We start from the raw sequence: 18,253 nt of genomic DNA on the forward strand, positions 1-18,253 counted from the left end.
TTGTCTTTTGAGGTCCCGGGCGGTTGACGGACACCCCGGTTGATCACAGAAGCAGCCCTTGGTCGATCATCGCTCTTGCGACAGAAGGACGATCGACCAAAGGGCTGCGTGATCAGTGTGCACCATCTCGACCCCAGATCGGCGCTCGGGGCGTTGTCCGGGTTCCGGCGGGAGTTCCACCGGTGTCTGACCCGTCGGGCGGACGGGTTGTTCGAGCTGGCCGACGCCGTGCTGTGCGCCGACGGACCGGTGCGGACCCTGGTGGGGTTGTCGTTGGCGCCCGAACACCGGCGTGGGCACGGTGGCCTCTACGACGCGGTCAACAACGGCCGCATCGAGGTCGACCGGCTACGCGACGCGCTGGCCGGGACGCCGTTGCCGCGGGCCGCGGACGGCCGCCTGGTGCTCGCGGTCGACGTCTCGCCGTGGTTGCGGCCGGACGGCGCGACCTGCCCGGACCGCACGTTCTGCCACGTCTACGGACGCGGCAGAGGCGAGCACCGCATGATCCCGGGATGGCCGTACTCGTTCGTGGCCGCGCTGGAGACCGGCGGCACGTCGTGGACCGCGCTGCTGGACGCGGTCCGGCTGCCGCCCGGCGCGGACCTCGCCGCGGTGACCGCCGCCCAGGTCCGCGGAGTGGTCCAACGGCTCATCGCCGCCGACCAGTGGCGCCGGGGTGATCCGGAGATCCTGGTGGTGTTCGACGCCGGTTACGACGCGCCCCGCATCGCCCGTCTGCTCGAGGACCTGCCGGTGCGGGTGCTGGGACGGATGCGGTCGGACCGGGTGCTGCGCCGCCCGGGCCCGCCCCGGGTCCACAACCCTCTGGGCGGACGGTTTCGCAAGCACGGCGGCGAGTTCGTCTTCGGCGACCCCGCCACCTGGGGCGCCGAGGACGTGCTGACCCGCACCGACACCCGTCTCTACGGCACCGCCACCGCACAGGCCTGGAACCGGCTGCACCCGCGACTGACCCGCCGGGCCGCCTGGATCGACCACAGTGGACCGCTGCCGATCGTCGAGGGCACCGTGATCCGACTGACGGTGGAGCGCCTGCCCTCCGGCGGGGTGAACAAACCGGTCTGGCTGTGGTGTTCCGATCCCGACTCCGGCCCGGTCGAGGTCGACCGCTGGTGGCGGGCGTTCCTGCGGCGCTTCGACATCGAGCACACCTTCCGTCTGCTCAAGCAGACGCTCGGCTGGACCAGACCCAGGCTGCGCGATCCCGAGGCCGCCGACCGCTGGACCTGGCTGATCCTGGCCGTCCACGCACAACTGCGCCTGGCCCGCCCGCTGGTCGCCGACCTGCGCCACCCCTGGGAACGACCCGCCGAACCCGCCAGGCTCACCCCGACCCGCGTCCGGCGCGGGTTCCGCAACCTCCACATGAAGATCGCCCGCCCAGCGGCTGCACCGAAACCGGTCCGCCCCGGACCGGGACGACCTCCCGGCTCGAAGAACCGCGCCACCGCACCGCGCTTCGACGTCGGACTCGTCCTGGCCACTGGACGGGCACATACCCGACCGGCCCACCACAAGAAGGGCACCAAACCCCGCCGAACAGGTTAAAAGACAAGCTGAGCGCGTGTTTCGGGGTGTCCGAGCGCGTGTTTCGGGGTGTCCGAGTGGACGACTCGCGGGTTTACAGGGTGGACAGGTCGACGGCGTCGGCCATGGCCTGGTAGCCGGCGTCGTTCGGGTGCAGGTGGTCGCCCGGGTCGAACTCGGGGCGCAACGCGGTCGGGTCGGCCGGGTCGGCGACGGCCTTGTCGAAGTCGACCACGGCGTCGTACGCGCCCGACGTGCGGATCCAGTGGTTCACGGCCTGACGGACGCCCTCGCCGCGGTCCGTGGCGTAGAAGGCGCCCTTGAACGGCGTGAGCGTGCCGCCGACCACGCGGATGCCCTTGGCCTTGGCGGCGGCGATGATCTGCCGGTAACCGCCGATGATCTCGTCCGCCGTCACGCGCGGGTTGGGCAGGCCGCACGGCCCCAGGTCGATCTCGCTGAAGCCGATGTCGTTGATGCCCTCCAGCAGGATCACGGTGCGCACGTCCGGGTGGGACAGCACGTCACGGGTGAAGCGCGCGGGCGCCTTCTCGCCCATGCAGGGCGAGTCGTTGACCACGCGGTTGCCGGAGATGCCCGCGTTGACCACGCCCAGTCGACCGCCCAGCCGCCGGGCCAGCCGGTCGGGGTAGCGGCGGTCGGCGTCCACAGTGGATTCCGCACCGTCGGTGATCGAGTCGCCGAATGCGACCACGGTGTCCCGGCGCGGCGACAGGTCCACCACGTCCACACCGGACAGGTAGTACCAACTCGTCGTGCTCTCGGTGAAGGCCGATGCGGACACGTCCGCCCGGTGGTCGCCCTTGGCCCGCCACGACGTGGCCGTGGCGTCACCGTGCGCGGTGGCCGGGCCGGTCCTGCCCGCGAAGTGCAGCGTCACGGTGACCTGCTCGAACGACGGCACGGCGAACGGGATCGGGTCGGACGCCAGCTCCGCGCCCACCGCGACCGTGGTCGACTTGCGCCCCTGGAACGTCACGTGCCGCACCGAGCCCGGACGCACGGACGCGCCCTTGTCGGTGCGGGCGACCGTGGCGCCGGTGAGCCGCAGCGGCGATGTGCCGAACGCGTTGGACAGCCGGACGCGCAGCGCCGGGCCGCCGCGGCTGAGCCGCACGACCTGCCGCACGCTGTGGTCGTCGAACCCCTCGGTCACCCAGGGCGAGCCGAAGAGTTCGGCGCCCGCGTGCTGCGACGAACCCCAGGTCGCGCCCCAGCCGCCGGCGGCGTGGGCGGCCGGCTGCGCCGTCGCGGTGGCGGACGCGCCCAGCAGGGCGGCGGCCACGAGGACGGACAGGACCGACTTTCTCATGCGTACCCCCAAGAATCCGGTGCTTGCGGGACGGGCCAACCCGGTGACGGCGGCGGTTGTTCCCGATGCTGCCGGGCAGCGGACGCTACGCCCACGAAAGTGGCGAAATTACGGCTGACAGGAGGTATGCGGGTTACACCGTCGAACACATGCCGTGGTCCACTCGATAGAGCAGCAGCTGATCGCCCGAACGCCGCGACTCTTGGGGAGGAAGTCGGAACGGCGGGAGGTTGACCGGATGGGAATGGCACGGAGGTCCTGTGTGCTGGCCGTCGGGGTGCTCTTGGCGGGCACGGTCCAGGCGCACGCGGTCGATGGGAATCTGCCCGGCGGCACGGGGATCGGGGTCACGGTGACCTCGCCCACCCCCGGCACCCTGCTGTCGCAGGGTGCGGTGACGGTGACCGGCACCGCGCAGATAGGCGCGGGCCAACCGGTGCGAGATACCGCGCTGACCTACGTCGTGGACGCGTCGGGCAGCACGGGCAGCGCGTGCGCCGGCGGTCCGACCATCCTGGGCTGCGAGGTCGGGTCGACCCGTCGCCTCAACGCCATCGCGGCGCAGACCGACACCGTGGTCGCCGCGGTCGGCGCGGTCGCGTTCGGCAACGGCGCGGCAACGATCGACGTGCGGCCGGCCGCGGGCGATCAGCTCGTGACCGCGCCGGGCGCCGACGAGGACGGCAACGGCATCCGCGACATCGAGGACGCCCTGTCGTCGATCACGCCGGGGGCGGTGTCCCGGTTCACGCCCAAGACGTTCCCGGCCGCCACCGACTACGTGCCGGCGGTCAACGCGGCCACGAGCGTGACCAACGCGCAGACGCAGCGGCGCAAGATCGTGCTGTTCCTGTCCGACGGCTTCTCGTCGACCGACGTGCGCGCGGTTGCCTCCGCGCAACCCGCCGCGGTCGACTACCTGACGTTCGCGGTGGGCACGGGCGCGCGGTGTCGCGGCGCCAATTACAACTCCAGCCTCCAGGCGCTGGCCGACCTGACCGGCGGCCGGTGCACCGAGGTGCTCGACCCGTCGACCCTGCCCAACATCGTGCCCGGCGTCATCGCGTCGCAGCTCACCGACCTGTCGTTGAGCATCGACGGCGGCACGCCGATCGCGGTCTCGTCGGTGACCCCGGCGCTGCCGCGGCCAGGTCCGACCTCGGTGACGTACTCGGTCACCACGCCCACCCTGTCGTCGGGCACGCACTCGCTGTGCGTCACGGCGCGCGGCACGGACGGTGGCGGTGCCGGCACGGTGGCCGCCTGCACGAACGTGGTCGTGAACAACGCGCCGACCGTGCTGGCCGGTGGGCCGTACGCGGGTGCGGAAGGCTCGGCGGTGTCGTTGGCGGGCACCGTGACCGACCCGGACGGCCCACCCGCGGCAGTGCAGTGGACGGCGACCGCGCAGTCCGGCGTCGACGCGGGCGCGGCGTGCACGTTCAGCGACTCCCAGTCGCTGACCACGTCCGTGACCTGCGATGACGACGGCGTGTGGGCATTGCGGCTCACAGCCGACGACGGGTTGCACACGGCCGTGGTCGCGACCACGACGCTGTCGCTGACCAACGTGGCGCCGTCGGTGTCCGTGTCGTCGCCCGCGACCGGCACCGTGGTCGCGCGCGGCGGTTCGGTGACCGTGGTCGCGCCGTTCACCGACGCGGGCCGGCACGACACGCACACGTGCACGATCGACTTCGTGGACGGCACGGCCGTGGAGACCGGCACGGTCTCCAACGGGCAGTGCACGGCGTCGCACACGTCCAACACGATCGGTTCGCGCAACGTGCTGGTGCGCGTGACGGACGACGACGGCGGTGCCGGAACGGCCGTGGTGCAGATCGTGACGTACGTGCGGGGCGAGTCGTGGGACCTGAGCGCGACCTCGCTCGTGCCGGGTCTGCTGACCGTGGCGAAGACACCGCTGGCCACGTGCCCGCCGTCGTCGACCCAGACCACGGCGTCGCTGAACGTGACGGGGTTGGCCTCGGTGTCGGCGCTGCGGGCGGACTGCACGCTCGACATGACGAACGGCCGGACCACGGCGACGGCGTCGATCAGCGGCGCGTCGCTGCTGGCGGGCGCGATCTCGCTGTCCGACGTGCAGTCGACGTGCACGATGACCGCGTCCGGGCCGACCGGGGCGTCGCGGGTCGGCACGCTCAACGGCCAGAGCCTGGGCACGGCGTCGGCGACGATCTCGCTGCTCGGCGTGGCGACGATCTACGTGAACCAGACGACCACGCTGCCCACGGGTGAGCTGGCGCAGTACGCGGTGCGCGTGGTGACGTTGCTAGGCCAGGAGATCGTGATCGCCGGCTGCCGCATCGGCTTCTGATCCACCGGGGTGGGGGCCGTACGCGGCCCTCGCCCCGCTTTCACCCGTTCGCCGACCGACCTTGGGCATGTCAACGCAGCTCAAGGGGTACTCGAGGAACCCAACCCGACACTTTCGGGCTACCCGCCCGCCGCCACGGCCGGGCGCAGTGCGGGCAGCCGCTCCACGCGACGAGGAGTTGCGCCATGAGCACCCGCACCGAACACGCCCGGGACCTGGTCGACGTGCGCACCGGCGACCTGTTCGACCAACCCGACCCCTACGGCCTGGTCTACGCGGTACGCCTGGCCGACGGCGAGGCGGCACCCAGCCAACGCGGGCGGACGTGGGAGCACCTCACCGCGTCGGGCCGCGAACTGCGCCCGACGGGCTGACCGAAAGCCGCCCACTCACCCGTCACGCGTCCGGTCGACCGACCGGACGCGTTGTCCGGTCAAGGTCGAGCCGGGTCCCGAACGTGTGTTTCGCAGGAACGTTCCGCGCGGTGAGCGACAAGCTCACGGCGCCCGCGGGATCTCGGTCGACCTCGACCGCATATGCGGAGTCACCCCCGTCGAAGCCGATGGACTCGAATCGAACCTCACGCCCCGCAGGCAGTACGATGGTGTATCGGACCCCTTCCACGGCGTGCGCGAATCTCAGCCGGAAGTCTTCAGGCTGACCCCACACCATCAAAGGTTCACACATTCCCGGCCAGCTGTATTTGAACCGGACACGGAAACGCTGTCCCACTTTGACGGTATCGGGCAGCGTCACAACGGTTTCCAGCCTGCCGTCGACGAGCCGACGACAGCGGAGGTCGTAACGCGGGCCGTCGCCGCCGTCGGGGCGGACTCCCACCACCTCGCACACGACCTTGGCGCGCTGCCGTTTCGGCTGGTTCCACCCAGGACCGACACGAAGGCGGTAAAATCGCACATCGCCTGTTTCGGCACGGGCGAACACCGTCACGGTCTCGACCACGTTGCCGTCGGAATCGATCTGCGCGACGTCCTCCCACATCGTGATCCGCGCGTTCCCGCTGCGTCCGGTGACGGCGTCCACGAGAGAGCCGATGAGCAGGTCGTCGCGCAGCCGACCGAGCACCTGTTCCTTCCGCCCCGAAGCGAGCAGGGCCATGGCAGCGAGCAGGACGATGACCGCCACCAGGACCGCGGCCACCTTCACCGCGGTCCCGCCGAATACCGCACTCGCCACGGCGCCGAGCGAAAGAATCCCCAGGACCGCGTGGAAAATGCCCGACACTCCACGACGCATCAACTGGTCGTCGAACCACTCGACGAATTCCTTGAGCATGCCACCTCCCGCGGAATGCCACTCGAAAGCCGAGGCCCACCACTATCCCCGAGGCGTGTTGATTCCAGGAAGCGATCGGACCCCGGTCGTAGGCGACATTGGTCCACCAGGACGAAGACCCGGGAGCCGTTCGCGTGTCAGCATTGCGACCTGCGGCACGCAAGCCGCATAACGGCGGAAAGGGACGATACGTGTCCAACCTCAGCAGAACGGTCGGGGTGGTGGTCGGTGTCGCGGCGGTGGCGGCACTGGCGACCGTCCCGGCCCACGCGGCACCCGCCGCGCCCGCGCGGTTCGCCATGCCCGCGCTCAGCGGGCGGTACCCGGTCGGCACGACCGACCTCCACCTCGTCGACCGGGACCGGGTCGATCCGTGGAACGCCGCGCGGCAGCGGGAACTCATGGTCACGGTGAGCTACCCGGCCGCCGGGTCGGACGGGCCGCGCGCCGACTGGATGGGCACCGGGGTGGCGCAGGTCGCCGACGCCGTGCTGTCCAGCGAGTACTTCCTGGACGTCCCGATCGGCTCGGTCGACTGGGACGGCACGACCAGGCAGGCCCGCACGAACGTCCGGGTGGCCGCCGGCGAGTTCCCGGTGGTCCTCTTCTCGCACGGGTGGGGCGGCGCCCGCGAACTCAACGCCGGCGTCGTGGACGACCTGGCCAGCCACGGCTACGTGGTCGTCTCGCTCTCGCACACGTACGAGTCGCTCGCCGTCGGGTTCCCCGGCGGCCGGGTCGAGTACGGCGTCGCGAACGAGGCCGAACTCGACCACCGCAAGACCGCGATCGACACCCGCGTCGCCGACAGCCGGTTCGTGCTCGACCAGCTCGCGCTGATCGACCGGGGTCGCAACCCCGACGCGGAACGCGATCCGTTGCCGCGCGGGCTCGACGACGCGCTCGACCTGTCGCGCACCGGCATGTTCGGGCACTCGTACGGCGGGTACACGGCCGGCGAGGCGATGTACGCCGACCGGCGGATCGACGCCGGGATCGACGTCGACGGCGCGATGGCCTACAGCACACCCGAGCCGTACTTCCCCGGCGAGGCCGTGCGGCACGGCCTCGACCGGCCGTTCCTGCTGTTCGGCGGCGACTTCGTCGAGAACGGGCAGGCCGTCGAGCACTCGCACCGCACCCCGGAGTTCGACCGCACCTGGGCGGACTTCTGGGCCCGGCAGCGGGCGTGGAAGCGGGACCTGCACCTGGACCGCGCCACGCACTACAGCTTCACGGACCTCCAGGTGGCGGTCCCGCAGCTCTCGGGGCTGCTGTCGCCGCGACGCCAGGCCGGGATCGTCGGCACGATCGATCCGCGCCGCTCGCTGGCCGCGCAGCACGACTACGTCGCCGGCTTCTTCGACCTGCACCTCAAGCGCCGCGACCGCGGCCTGTTCCACGGCCCGTCCCCGCGCCACCCCGACGCGCGGTTCATCGTCTGACCCGAGCCGCCGGCGGCGGGGCGATCCCCCGCGGCCGGCGGTTCCCGACAACGGCGTCAGAATCGAAAATTGAGATTGTTCCCCAGCGCGTCCGGATCGGGGCTGGTGTAGTACTGCTGCACGTACATGTGCAATTCACCCCTGGACAAATGGCCCGAGCCGTCGACGTCCAGTGATTCGAAAACGGTCATCGCGTCCTCGCGCGAGGCGTTCCACGCGCGCTGGAGCGCGGCGAACTCCCCGATGCCGATCCGGCCGTCGGCGTCGGTGTCCACGAAGTCGAAGATCGCGTCCACGAAGGCGATCAGTGCGGCGGACATGGTGGCCAGGTCGACCTCCCGGTACGCGGCCACGTACTCGTCCCGCGTCACGTACCCGTCGCGGTCGCCGTCGGCGGGCGCCAGGAAGCGGTCCCACCACCGCAGGCTGGCACTGCGGAACTCGGCGAACTTGACCGGGTCGCCCTCGGGCCCGAAGGCCACCCGGGTCGACTCGACCAGCCCTTCCATGTCCGCGCGGGACAGCAGGCCGTCGCCGTCGTAGTCCAACGCGTCGAAGTCGAGCGACCACTTCCGGCTCAGGATGTCGAATCCGCGACCCATCTGTTCCTCCCGCGTTCCCGGCACGCCCGGACGGCGTGGCCCCCGGCAATCGATCCGCTCAGCTTTCGATCCACGCCGCACAACGGCAACCGCGCGGCCCCGGAGACCGTCACCTCCCGGGTGTCCACGGGGCGTGCGGAACCTGGTCGAGGCTGCACGATCGTGTGAAAGTTCTCGTTCTTCCCGGACCGCGCGGTGACACAGGAGCCGTGGTCATAGCGTTGTCACGGCCGTCCGACACGCCCACGATCGGATTTTGGTGACATGCGCTCGACGGTGGCGAACCGTTATCGTGCGGCACGTCTCCACCGGCCGCATCGCCGTCGATCACGGCACCGCGCGACCGCTGAACGAGGAATTCTTTCGCGTGAATTCGCGAAAGGCTTCGGACGATCGGTGACGCGCGGACGGCCGGGGAATCCCTTCAGGTGAACACTTCTCCTGTCCAGGTGTACGTGTCCGCCGAAACCCGCGCGGGTGGCGTGACCGCGGGACGAACGACGATCGAGTACCGAGGAAATGACATGCACGTTGCCGACGAGGACGGTCCGCGCCCGGCCCCGGTTGACGACCACGAGCCGATCGCCGTCCTCGGGACGGCCTGCCGGTTCCCCGGCGGCGTCCGGGCGCCCGGCGACCTGCTGCGGTTGGCCGTGGACGGGGTGGACGCGGTGTCCGACTTCCCCGCCAACCGCGGCTGGCCCGACCTGCACGACCCCGATCCGGAGGCGGTCGGCCGGACCTACGTGCGGCACGGCGGTTTCCTGCACGACGCGGACCAGTTCGACCCCGGGTTCTTCGGGATGTCGCCGCGCGAGGCGCTGGCCACCGACCCGCAGCAGCGGCTGCTGCTGGAGACCTCCTGGGAGGCGCTCGAACACGCCCGGCTGCTGCCGGAAACGTTGCGGGGCACCAGGACCGGCGTGTTCACCGGCGTCATGTACGGCGACTACGGCTCCCGGGCCCGGCTGCCGCTGGACGGCGTCGAGGGCTACCTGTTCGCGGGCAGCTCCGGCGGCATGGCGGCCGGGCGGGTCGCGTACACGTTCGGCTTCGAGGGACCGGCGCTCACGGTCGACACGGCGTGCTCGTCGTCACTCGTGGCCGTGCACCTGGCGATGGGCGCACTGCGTCGGGGCGAGTGCGACTGGGCGTTGGCGGGCGGTGTGACGGTGATGGCGACGCCCGCGCCGTTCACCGGCTTCTCCCGACAGCGCGGACTCGCGCCGGACGGCCGGTGCAAGCCGTTCTCGGCCGACGCCGACGGTACGTGCTGGTCCGAGGGCGCGGGTCTGGTGCTGCTGGCCCGGTTGTCGGACGCGCGCCGCCGCGGCCACCGGGTGCTGGCCGTGCTGCGCGGGTCGGCGGTGAACTCCGACGGCGCGTCCAACGGCCTGACCGCGCCGCGCGGTCCGGCCCAGGAGCGGCTGATCCGGTCGGCGCTGGCCGACGCCCGCCTCGACGCCGCGGACGTGGACTACGTGGAGGCGCACGGCACCGGCACGCCGCTGGGCGACCTGGTCGAGGCGCGGGCGTTGCAGGCCACCTACGGCCGGGCCGGGACGGTGCTGGTCGGGTCGGTGAAGTCGAACATCGGCCACACGCAGGCGGCGGCGGGCGTCGCCGGGTTGATCAAGGTGGTGGAGGCCGTGCGCGCCGGGGTGCTGCCGCGCACGCTGCGCACGACCCCGTTGGCACCGCACGTGGACTGGGACGCCGGTGGTGTGACGCCGCTGACCGCCGACCGCGTGTGGCCGGAGACCGGCCGCCCGCGCCGGGCCGGGGTGTCGTCGTTCGGTTACGGCGGCACGAACGCGCACGTGGTCGTGGAGCAGGCCGAGGAGCCGCGCCGCGGCGCGATCCCGCCGCAGACTTCCCGCTCACCCGATCCCGCGCGGGCGCGTGCCGACCGCTGGACGCCGCTGACCGACGCGTTCGCCGCGTGGGTCGGCGTGCCGCGCGCGGAGTGCGAGCCGGGCCCCGCGGTCCCGTGCGCGTCGAAGGAGGAGCAGGGCGGCTGGAGCCACGAACCCGTTGTCCCGTGGGTGTTCTCGGGCAAGACGGCGGACGCCGTGCGCGCGCAGGCGAAGGCGGCGGCCGACGTCGAGGGCTCGGCCGTGGACGTCGCCTGGTCGCTGGCCACGACGCGCACCGCGTTCGGGCGGCGGGCCGTGGTGGTCGGTGCCGGGCGGGGCGAGTTGGCACGGGGGCTCGGCGACCTGGTCGTCGAGGAGGCCGCGCCCGGCCGGGTCGCCTTCCTGTTCACCGGCGGCGGTGCCCAGCGGGTCGGGATGGCCCGGGAGCTGCGGGCGTTCCCGGCGTTCGCGCGCGCGTTCGACGAGGTGTGCGACGCGTTCGACGGGCACCTGGCCCGGCCGCTGCGCGACGCGCTCGACGGCGAGGTCCACCGGATCGACTTCACGCTGGCGGCGCTGTTCGCGTTCGAGGTGGCCGTGGTGCGCCTGTTCGAGTCGTGGGGCGTGCGGCCCGACCTGGTGGTCGGGCACTCCATCGGCGAGTTCGCGGCCGGTCACGTCGCCGGGATCTTCCCGCTGGCCGACGCGGTGCGGATGGTCGCGGCCCGGGGTCGGCTCATGCACGCGGTGTCGGCCGGCGGCGCGATGCTCGCCGTCGAGGCCACCGAGGACGAGGTCGTGCCCACGCTGCGCGGACGCGTGGCGGTCGCCGCCGTCAACGGCCCCCGGTCGGTGGTCGTGTCCGGTGACGAGGACGCGGTCGTCGCGGTCGGCGTGCTGTGGGCCAAGCGCGGCCGGGCGACCAAGAGACTCGCGGTGAGCTGCGCCTCGCACTCACCGCACATGGACTCCGTGGTCGAGGGCCTGCGGCCGGTGGCGGCGCGGACCGCCTTCCAGCCGCCCCGGGTCACGATGGTCTCCACCGTCACCGGTCGGCCGGACGCGCCCGTCGCGACCGCCGAGTACTGGGCCGTGCAGGTGCGGCGGCCCGTGCGGTTCCTCGACGCCGTGCGCACGGCCGAACGCCTGGGCGCCACGACGATGGTCGAGGTCGGACCGGACGGCGTGCTGACCGCGCTGGCCGCCGCCGGGGTGGACCGGGCGGTGCCGATCGCGGCCGTGCGGTCCGGCGGCGACGAGCGACGGTCGGTGGTGACCGCGTTGGGGCGCCTGCACGCGCGGGGCGTGCCCGTGGACTGGCCGGCGTTCTTCGCGGGCAGCGGCGCGCGGGTGGTCGACCTGCCGACGTACCCGTTCCAACGGCGGCGGTTCTGGCTGGAGTCCGCGGGTGCCGACCCGGTCACGACGGCGGTCGAGGTCCCGGTCGTCGCGGACCGCGAGCCCGTGTCGCTGGCCGACCGGCTGGGCGACCTCGGACCGACCGAACGCCGGGCGGTCACGCTGGAGGTGGTTCGGGCGCAGGCCGCGACGGTGCTCGGCTTCGGCGATCCGGGCGCGGTGGAGGAGCACCGGTCGTTCCGCGAGCTGGGCTTCGACTCGCTCACGTCGGTGGAGCTGCGCAACCGGCTGAGCGCGCTGTGCGGGTCGCGGCTGCCCGCCACGGCCGTGTTCGACCACCCGACGCCCGCCGCGCTCACCGACCACCTGCTCGGTGCCGTGCTGCCGTCGCGGGTCGCGGCCGAGCTGGACCGCTTGGAGCGGGTGATCGGCGACGTGTCGGAGGCGGACGCGGCCGAGATCGCGAACCGGCTGCGGACGCTGCTGGCCCGGTTGCCCGCCGCGCGCGGGGACGTGGCGATGTTCGACCTGTTCGACCACGCGCGGGGGTGGTCGTGCCCGACCTGAGCCCGGTGGCGGCGGCCCGCCGGTTCTCCGGCGGGACGGCGGTGCGGTGCGGCGCCGTCGTGCTCGGGTACCCGGAACTGGTGCGCCGGGCCGGACGGCTGGCGGCCCGGCTGGGCGAGCCGGGCGGCCGGGTGGCCTACCTGGGCGGCAACAGCCCCGAGCTGCTCATCACGTACCTGGCGTGCGCGTGGCACGGCAGCACGTTCGTGCCGGTGAACCCGAGGCTGTCGGTCGCGGAGGCCGACGCCGTGCTGCGGCACTGCGGTGCGCACGCGGCCGTGGTCGAGCCCGGACACCCGCACGCGGCGCTGGACGTCCGGCGGGTGACCGGCGAGGGTGAGCCGGGCAAGCCGGTGGCGTGCGCGCCGGACGACCTGGCGATGCTGCTCTACACCTCGGGCACGACCGGACGGCCCAAAGGCGTGCGGCTCACGTACGGCAACCTGCACGCCAACGGCGAGGGTTTCGGCTCGGTGGCCGACACCCGGCCCGACGACGTCAACCTCGTGGTCACGCCGCTGGCCCACATCGGCGGCCTGAACTGCTTCACGCTGCGGTCCCTGCGCCGGGGCGGCACGACCGTGCTGCACCGGTCGTTCGACCCGGCACGCGTGCTGCGCGACCTGGTCGCGCACCGGGTGAACACGATGTTCGCGGTGCCGTCGATGTACGCGGCGATCGCCCGCGTGCCGGGCTTCGCGGACGCGGACCTGTCGGCGCTGCGGGTGCCGATCGTGTCCGGCGCGCCCGTGCCGCCCGCGCTGATCCGCCTCTACGCCGAGCACGGGGTCGCGCTCCAGCAGGCGTGGGGGCTGACCGAGACGTCGTGCTACGCCACCTACCTGCCGGGCGCCGACCGGATCGGGTCGGCCGGGAAACCGCTCCCCCACAACGAGATCCGCCTGGTCGACCCGGACACGGGGACGCCGGGCCCGCGGGGCGAGGTGCGGGTGCGGGGCGCGGGCGTCACGGCCGGGTACTGGGCCGAGGACCCGGCCACGGGGTTCGACGCCGAGGGCTGGCTGCGCACGGGCGACGTCGGCGTGCTGGACGACGACGGGTACCTGTACCTGGTCGACCGGCTGCGGCACCTGATCATCACCGGCGGCGAGAACGTCTACCCGGCCGAGGTCGAGCACGCCCTGGCCGACTGCCCCGGCCTGGTCGAGGTGGCGGTGCTCGGCGTGCCCGACGCCGTGCGGGGCGAGGCCGTGCTGGCGGTCGTGGTCGGCGGCGGGCTCACGTTGGCGGTGGTGCGGCGGCACGCGTCCGGGCGGATCGCGGACTTCAAGCTGCCGACCCGGCTGCGCGTGGTGGCCGCACTGCCCCGCTCGCCGACGGGCAAGGTGGACCGGGCCGCGTTGCGGGACCTGGTGGTCGACGTGCGGTCGACCCCGCCAGGGTTCCCGCACCCGGTGTCCGCACCAGGCGCGGCGACGTCGCCCGGCCGGGTCCTGTCGGCCGACGCGTCGTCGATCCTGGACGGCTTCGACCCGCACACGCCGTTCGCCGATCTGGGCGTGGACTCGCTGGGCGCGATCGCGTTGCGCGACCGGCTCGCGGCGGCCACCGGGCTGGACCTGCCGTCGACGCTGGTGTACGACCACCCGATGGCGGCGGCCGTCCGGGATTTCCTCGACGGCGTCGAGGTTTCCGACGGACCCGGACCCGACCTCGTCGCCGAGCCGATCGCGATCGTGGGTCTGGCCGTACGGTTGCCCGGCGGGATCGACACGCCGGAGGCGTTGCGGGACCTGGTGCTCTCCGGCGGCGACGTGATCTCCGGTTTCCCCGCCGACCGGTGTTGGCCGGGAGCGGGGTTCGGGGGGTTCCTCGACGGCGCCGCGGAGTTCGACGCGGAGTTCTTCGGCATCCCCGACCACGAGGCGCTCGCGACGGACCCGCAGCAACGCGTGTTGCTGGAGGTCACCTGGGAGGCGATCGAACGCGCCGGGATCGACCCGAGGTCGTTGCGGGACAAGGATGTCGGCGTGTTCACCGGCGTGTTCGCCAACGATTACGCCCACCGCGTGCCGCCGGACGGCCATCGGGCGACCGGCGGGTTCGCGGCGATGGCCGCCGGTCGGGTCTCGTACGTGCTCGGCACGACCGGTCCGGCGTTGGTGGTCGACACGGCCTGCTCGTCGTCGCTCGTGGCGTTGCACCTGGCCGTGCGGTCGCTGCGGGACGGTGAGTGCTCGCTGGCGTTGGCCGGTGGCGTGACGGTGATGACGTCGCCGCACGGGTTCGTGGAGTTCGCCAAGCTCGGCGCGCTCGCGCCGGACGGCCGGTGCCGGCCGTTCGGCCCCGATGCCGCCGGAACCGTGTGGTCCGAAGGCGTCGGAGTGCTGGTGCTCCGACGGTTGTCGGACGCCGTGGCCGCCGGGAATCCGGTATTGGCCGTGGTGCGCGGCACGGCGGTCAACTCCGACGGCACGTCGAACGGGCTGACCGCGCCGTCCGGTCGGGCCCAGCGCCGGGTGATCCGCCGGGCCTTGGCGGACGCGGGCCTGAAACCGTCCGAAGTGGACTACGTGGAGGCGCACGGCACCGGGACCGTGCTGGGCGACCGGGTCGAGGCGGCGGCATTGGCCGACGTGTACGGCGACGTGGCGATCGGCTCGGTGAAGGCGCACGTCGGCCACACGCAGGCGGCGGCGGGCGTGGTCGGCGTGGTGAACGCGCTCCTGGCGGACGGCCCGCGGCGGGTGGCCGTGTCGTCGTTCGGGCTGAGCGGCGGCAACGCCCACGTGCTGCTCGAACACCACGACCCGGCGCTGCCCGGTCCGGCGCGGACCTCGTTCCGGCGCAAGAGGTTCTGGCTCGACCCGCCGTCGACCGGGCACCCGATGGTCACGGCCGCGGTCGACGACCCGGAGACCGGTGGCGTGCTCGTGGCGGGCTCGTGGTCGACCGCCGAACACCCGTGGCTGCTCGACCACGTGGTCGACGGCACGCCCGTGCTGCCCGGCACGGTGTGGCTGGACGTCGTGGCCTACGCGGGCGCACTGGTGGGCTGTCCGGTCGTGGCGGACCTGACGGTCGACCGCCCACTGTCCCCGGGCGGGACGTTCCGGGTGAAGGTGGGTGCGGAACACGACGGCCGCCGACCCGTGGCCGTGTACGCCGGTTCCTGCCGGGCGACCGGACATGTGACGTCCACGGTGGCCTCGCCGCGTCCGGTGGCCTGGCCGCCGGACGCCCGGCCCGTGCCGGTCGACGACTTCTACACCGACCGCGAGTGGGGTCCGGCGTTCCGCTGCCTGCGTGCGGCTTGGCGGGGTGACGACCTGTTCGCCGAAGTCGCCTTGCCCGCCGCCGATCCCCGCTACGCGCTTCACCCCGCGTTGGTGGACGCGGCCTTGCACGCCGCGCTGCTCGACGACCAAGGGCCGGTGATCCCGTTCGCCTGGGAGGGCGTCGTGCGCCACGGGAGCGCGTCGACGTTGCGCGTGCGCCTGTCCCGCGTCGACGGCGGCTGGTCGTTGGCGGCCTGCGACACCGAAGGCCGACCGGTGCTGTCGGTCACCCGCATGCGGACGGCGTCCGCGCCCGTCCACGTCCTCGCGTGGCGGCCGACGAGCGGGCGTGCCGACTCGACGGGCTGGTACGTGCTGCGGCCCGAACGGGCGGAGGGCTTGCCGGCGCCCGAACGCGCCCGGGTCGTGGTGAACCGGGTGCGGCGGGACCTGCTCGCCTTCCTGCGCCGGCACCCGACCGGCCGACTGGTGGTCAACACCCGCGACGCCGTGGCCGTGCGCCCGGACGAAGAAGTAGACCCGGTGGCGGCGGCGGTCTGGGGCCTGGTGCGCTGCGCCCAGGCCGAGTACCCGGACCGGTTCGTGCTGGTCGACGGTCCGCCGGGCGAGGTGGCCGACGAAGAGCAGTGCGCCGTGCGCGGCGACGCGGTGTTCGTGCCCCGCCTGGTGCCCGCCCGCACCGAGTCGACCCGCACCGGATCTTCTCGGTACGGACGCACGGCGTTGATCACGGGCGGCACCGGGGCGCTCGGCGCCGTGGTGGCCCGGTACCTGGTGTCCCAGGGCGTCACGAACCTGGTGCTGTGCTCACGCCGGGGACGGGAAGCGCCGGGCGCCGTGGAACTGTGCGCGGAGTTGCGCGAGGCCGGGGCCTGGGTGGACGTGGTCCCGTGCGACGTCGGCGACCGCGAGGCCGTGCGTGACCTGCTCGACGGCCTGGAACGCGCACCCGACCTCGTCGTGCACGCGGCCGGGGTGCTCGCCGACGGCGCGGTGGACCGCACGACGCCCGACCGGGTCGACGCGGTGTTCCGGGCCAAGGTCGACGGCGCGGTGTGGTTGTCCGAGTTCCTGCCGGACGCCGCGCTCGTGCTGTTCTCCTCGGTCGCCGGGGTGCTCGGCACGCCCGGCCAGGCCGCGCACGCGGCGGCGTGCGCGTTCCTCGACGGCCTGGCGACCCGGCGGCCGGGCGTGACGTCGCTGGCCTGGGGCGACTGGGGCGGCGCCGAGCCGGCGTTCGCGGCCCGCGCGGGCGTGCGTCCGGTCGACACCGGCACGGCGTTGCGCCTGCTGTGCGCCGACGCGCCCGCCGTGCTGGTCCCGGCCGTGTTCGACACCGGACCGCTCGACCGCGTGCCGACGCCGTTGCGCGACCTCGTCCCGGCCCGACGGGCGGACCTGCCGTCGCGGGTCGCCGCGCTCGAACCCCGGGACCGGTCCGCGTTCCTGGTCGACGTGGTCCTGCGGGAGGCGTCGGTGCTGGTGGCCCGGGTGACCGCCGACCGCGCGTTCCACGACTCCGGGTTCGACTCCCTGACGGCCGTGGCGCTGCGCGACCGCCTCGCCGCCGCGACCGGTCTCGCGCTGTCGCCCGCCCTGGTCTACGAGCACCCCACCCCCGAAGCACTCGCCCGGCACCTGTTGTCCCGACTGGAAGGGGAATGCCCGTGACGGAGGGAATCGGCCCCTCGGTGTTACGCCGGATCGTGGCCGCGTGGCCGCGCCGGGCCGCCGTGGCCCGCGACCCGCAGGCCGCCGACCGCACCGACCCGTACGACCCCGAGGTGCCCGACTACCCGTTGTCGGTGGTGCCGTTCGCCGAGCACCCGAGGTTCCAGGACGCGTCGCCCGAACGCCGGTCCCGGGTGCTGACCGGCCTGTGGCTGGGGTACAACGAACGCGTCGTGGAGACCGAACGCCTGGTCGCCGAACCGGGTTTCCGGCTGCTGGTGGACGGGGCGTTCCCCGGCACCTCGCCGTTGCTGTGCCAGGCGATCAGGCAGTCCATTGTGGACGAGAGTTACCACACGTACATGCACTGGACCGCGCACACGAGGACGATGGAGTTGCGCGGCGTCCGCGAACGGCCGCCGCGGCCGACGTTGGTGACCTACCGAAGACTTCGCGCCGCGATGGACGCGATGCCGGAGGCGTGGGAGCGCGACATCGCGGTGCTGGTGTGGAGCGCGGTCGCGGAGACGTGCGTCAACTCCCTGCTGGCACTGGTGGCCCGCGCCCGGGACATCCAGCCGATGCACTCGTTGATCACCACGCTGCACCTGCGCGACGAGGCCGCGCACGGCTCGATCCTGGTCGAGGTGATGCGGGAGCTGTTCGTGCACATGGGCCGTGAACAGCGGGCGGCCGTGGCCCGGTGCCTGCCCCTGGCCCTGGACGCCTTCGCCGAGCAGGACCCCGGCGTGCTGCTGGCCGAACTGCGCGCGGCGGACGTGGCGGGCGCCGAGGAGATCGTCGGCGACCTGGGGCCGGGCCGGGTGGTGCGCGACTTCACCGGCGCCCGGCGACTGGTGGCGGAACTGGGCCTGCTGGACCGGGTCGACTTCGACTTCGGCGAGCAACCCGACTGGTCCCCCCTGCGCGACCCCGACCTCCGCCCTTGACCGCGAGTTATGCGTTCGGACACCG

General features: G+C 73.1%; 10 protein-coding genes. 7 read left to right on the plus strand and 3 right to left on the minus strand.

The window, feature by feature from the left end; all coding sequences use genetic code 11:
• Positions 1-108 precede the first annotated feature (108 nt).
• On the plus strand, positions 109-1,572 hold the full coding sequence (locus F4559_RS22600; RefSeq protein WP_312865599.1) for an NF041680 family putative transposase: 1,464 nt from the start codon (positions 109-111) through the stop codon (positions 1,570-1,572).
• Between the two features lie 73 nt (positions 1,573-1,645).
• Here F4559_RS22600 and F4559_RS22605 read toward each other — a convergent pair whose 3' ends face one another.
• The gene (locus F4559_RS22605; RefSeq protein WP_184671740.1) at positions 1,646-2,884 is read right to left on the minus strand and encodes an SGNH/GDSL hydrolase family protein; all 1,239 of its coding nucleotides are present in this window, start codon (positions 2,882-2,884) and stop codon (positions 1,646-1,648) included.
• A 238-nt stretch (positions 2,885-3,122) separates the two neighbouring features.
• Here F4559_RS22605 and F4559_RS22610 point away from each other — a divergent pair, with 238 nt between their 5' ends.
• Together F4559_RS22610 and F4559_RS22615 are read left to right on the plus strand one after the other, a co-directional pair.
• On the plus strand, positions 3,123-5,222 hold the full coding sequence (locus F4559_RS22610) for a choice-of-anchor P domain-containing protein (RefSeq protein WP_184671742.1): 2,100 nt from the start codon (positions 3,123-3,125) through the stop codon (positions 5,220-5,222).
• Between the two features lie 185 nt (positions 5,223-5,407).
• Entirely contained in the window at positions 5,408-5,596 is a 189-nt protein-coding gene (locus F4559_RS22615) for a hypothetical protein (protein ID WP_184671745.1), read from the plus strand.
• A 22-nt stretch (positions 5,597-5,618) separates the two neighbouring features.
• Here F4559_RS22615 and F4559_RS22620 read toward each other — a convergent pair whose 3' ends face one another.
• Positions 5,619-6,518 (minus strand): hypothetical protein, encoded by a 900-nt coding sequence (locus tag F4559_RS22620; protein WP_184671747.1) that lies wholly within the window; start codon positions 6,516-6,518, stop codon positions 5,619-5,621.
• Between the two features lie 191 nt (positions 6,519-6,709).
• On the opposite strand from F4559_RS22620, the gene F4559_RS22625 reads away from it, so the two are divergent.
• The gene (locus F4559_RS22625; RefSeq protein WP_312865777.1) at positions 6,710-7,963 is read left to right on the plus strand and encodes an alpha/beta hydrolase family protein; all 1,254 of its coding nucleotides are present in this window, start codon (positions 6,710-6,712) and stop codon (positions 7,961-7,963) included.
• 56 nt (positions 7,964-8,019) lie between these two features.
• On the opposite strand, the gene F4559_RS22630 is transcribed toward F4559_RS22625, so the two are convergent.
• The gene (locus tag F4559_RS22630) at positions 8,020-8,565 is read right to left on the minus strand and encodes an EF-hand domain-containing protein (protein ID WP_184671749.1); all 546 of its coding nucleotides are present in this window, start codon (positions 8,563-8,565) and stop codon (positions 8,020-8,022) included.
• A 482-nt stretch (positions 8,566-9,047) separates the two neighbouring features.
• Between F4559_RS22630 and F4559_RS36075 the strand changes: the two genes are divergently transcribed.
• The 3 genes from F4559_RS36075 to F4559_RS22645 are packed head-to-tail and all read left to right on the plus strand — an operon-like array spanning position 9,048 to position 18,228.
• Entirely contained in the window at positions 9,048-12,347 is a 3,300-nt protein-coding gene (locus F4559_RS36075) for a type I polyketide synthase (protein WP_425567949.1), read from the plus strand.
• The gene (locus F4559_RS22640; protein ID WP_184671753.1) at positions 12,335-17,278 is read left to right on the plus strand and encodes an SDR family NAD(P)-dependent oxidoreductase; all 4,944 of its coding nucleotides are present in this window, start codon (positions 12,335-12,337) and stop codon (positions 17,276-17,278) included. Before F4559_RS36075 ends, F4559_RS22640 begins: the two co-directional genes overlap by 13 nt.
• Complete coding sequence (locus F4559_RS22645) at positions 17,275-18,228, plus strand: diiron oxygenase (protein WP_221447347.1); 954 nt, start codon at positions 17,275-17,277, stop codon at positions 18,226-18,228. The genes F4559_RS22640 and F4559_RS22645 overlap by 4 nt, the downstream gene beginning before the upstream one ends.
• The last annotated feature ends 25 nt before the right edge of the window (positions 18,229-18,253 follow it).

Source organism: Saccharothrix violaceirubra, from assembly GCF_014203755.1.
Lineage (GTDB): Bacteria > Actinomycetota > Actinomycetes > Mycobacteriales > Pseudonocardiaceae > Actinosynnema > Actinosynnema violaceirubrum.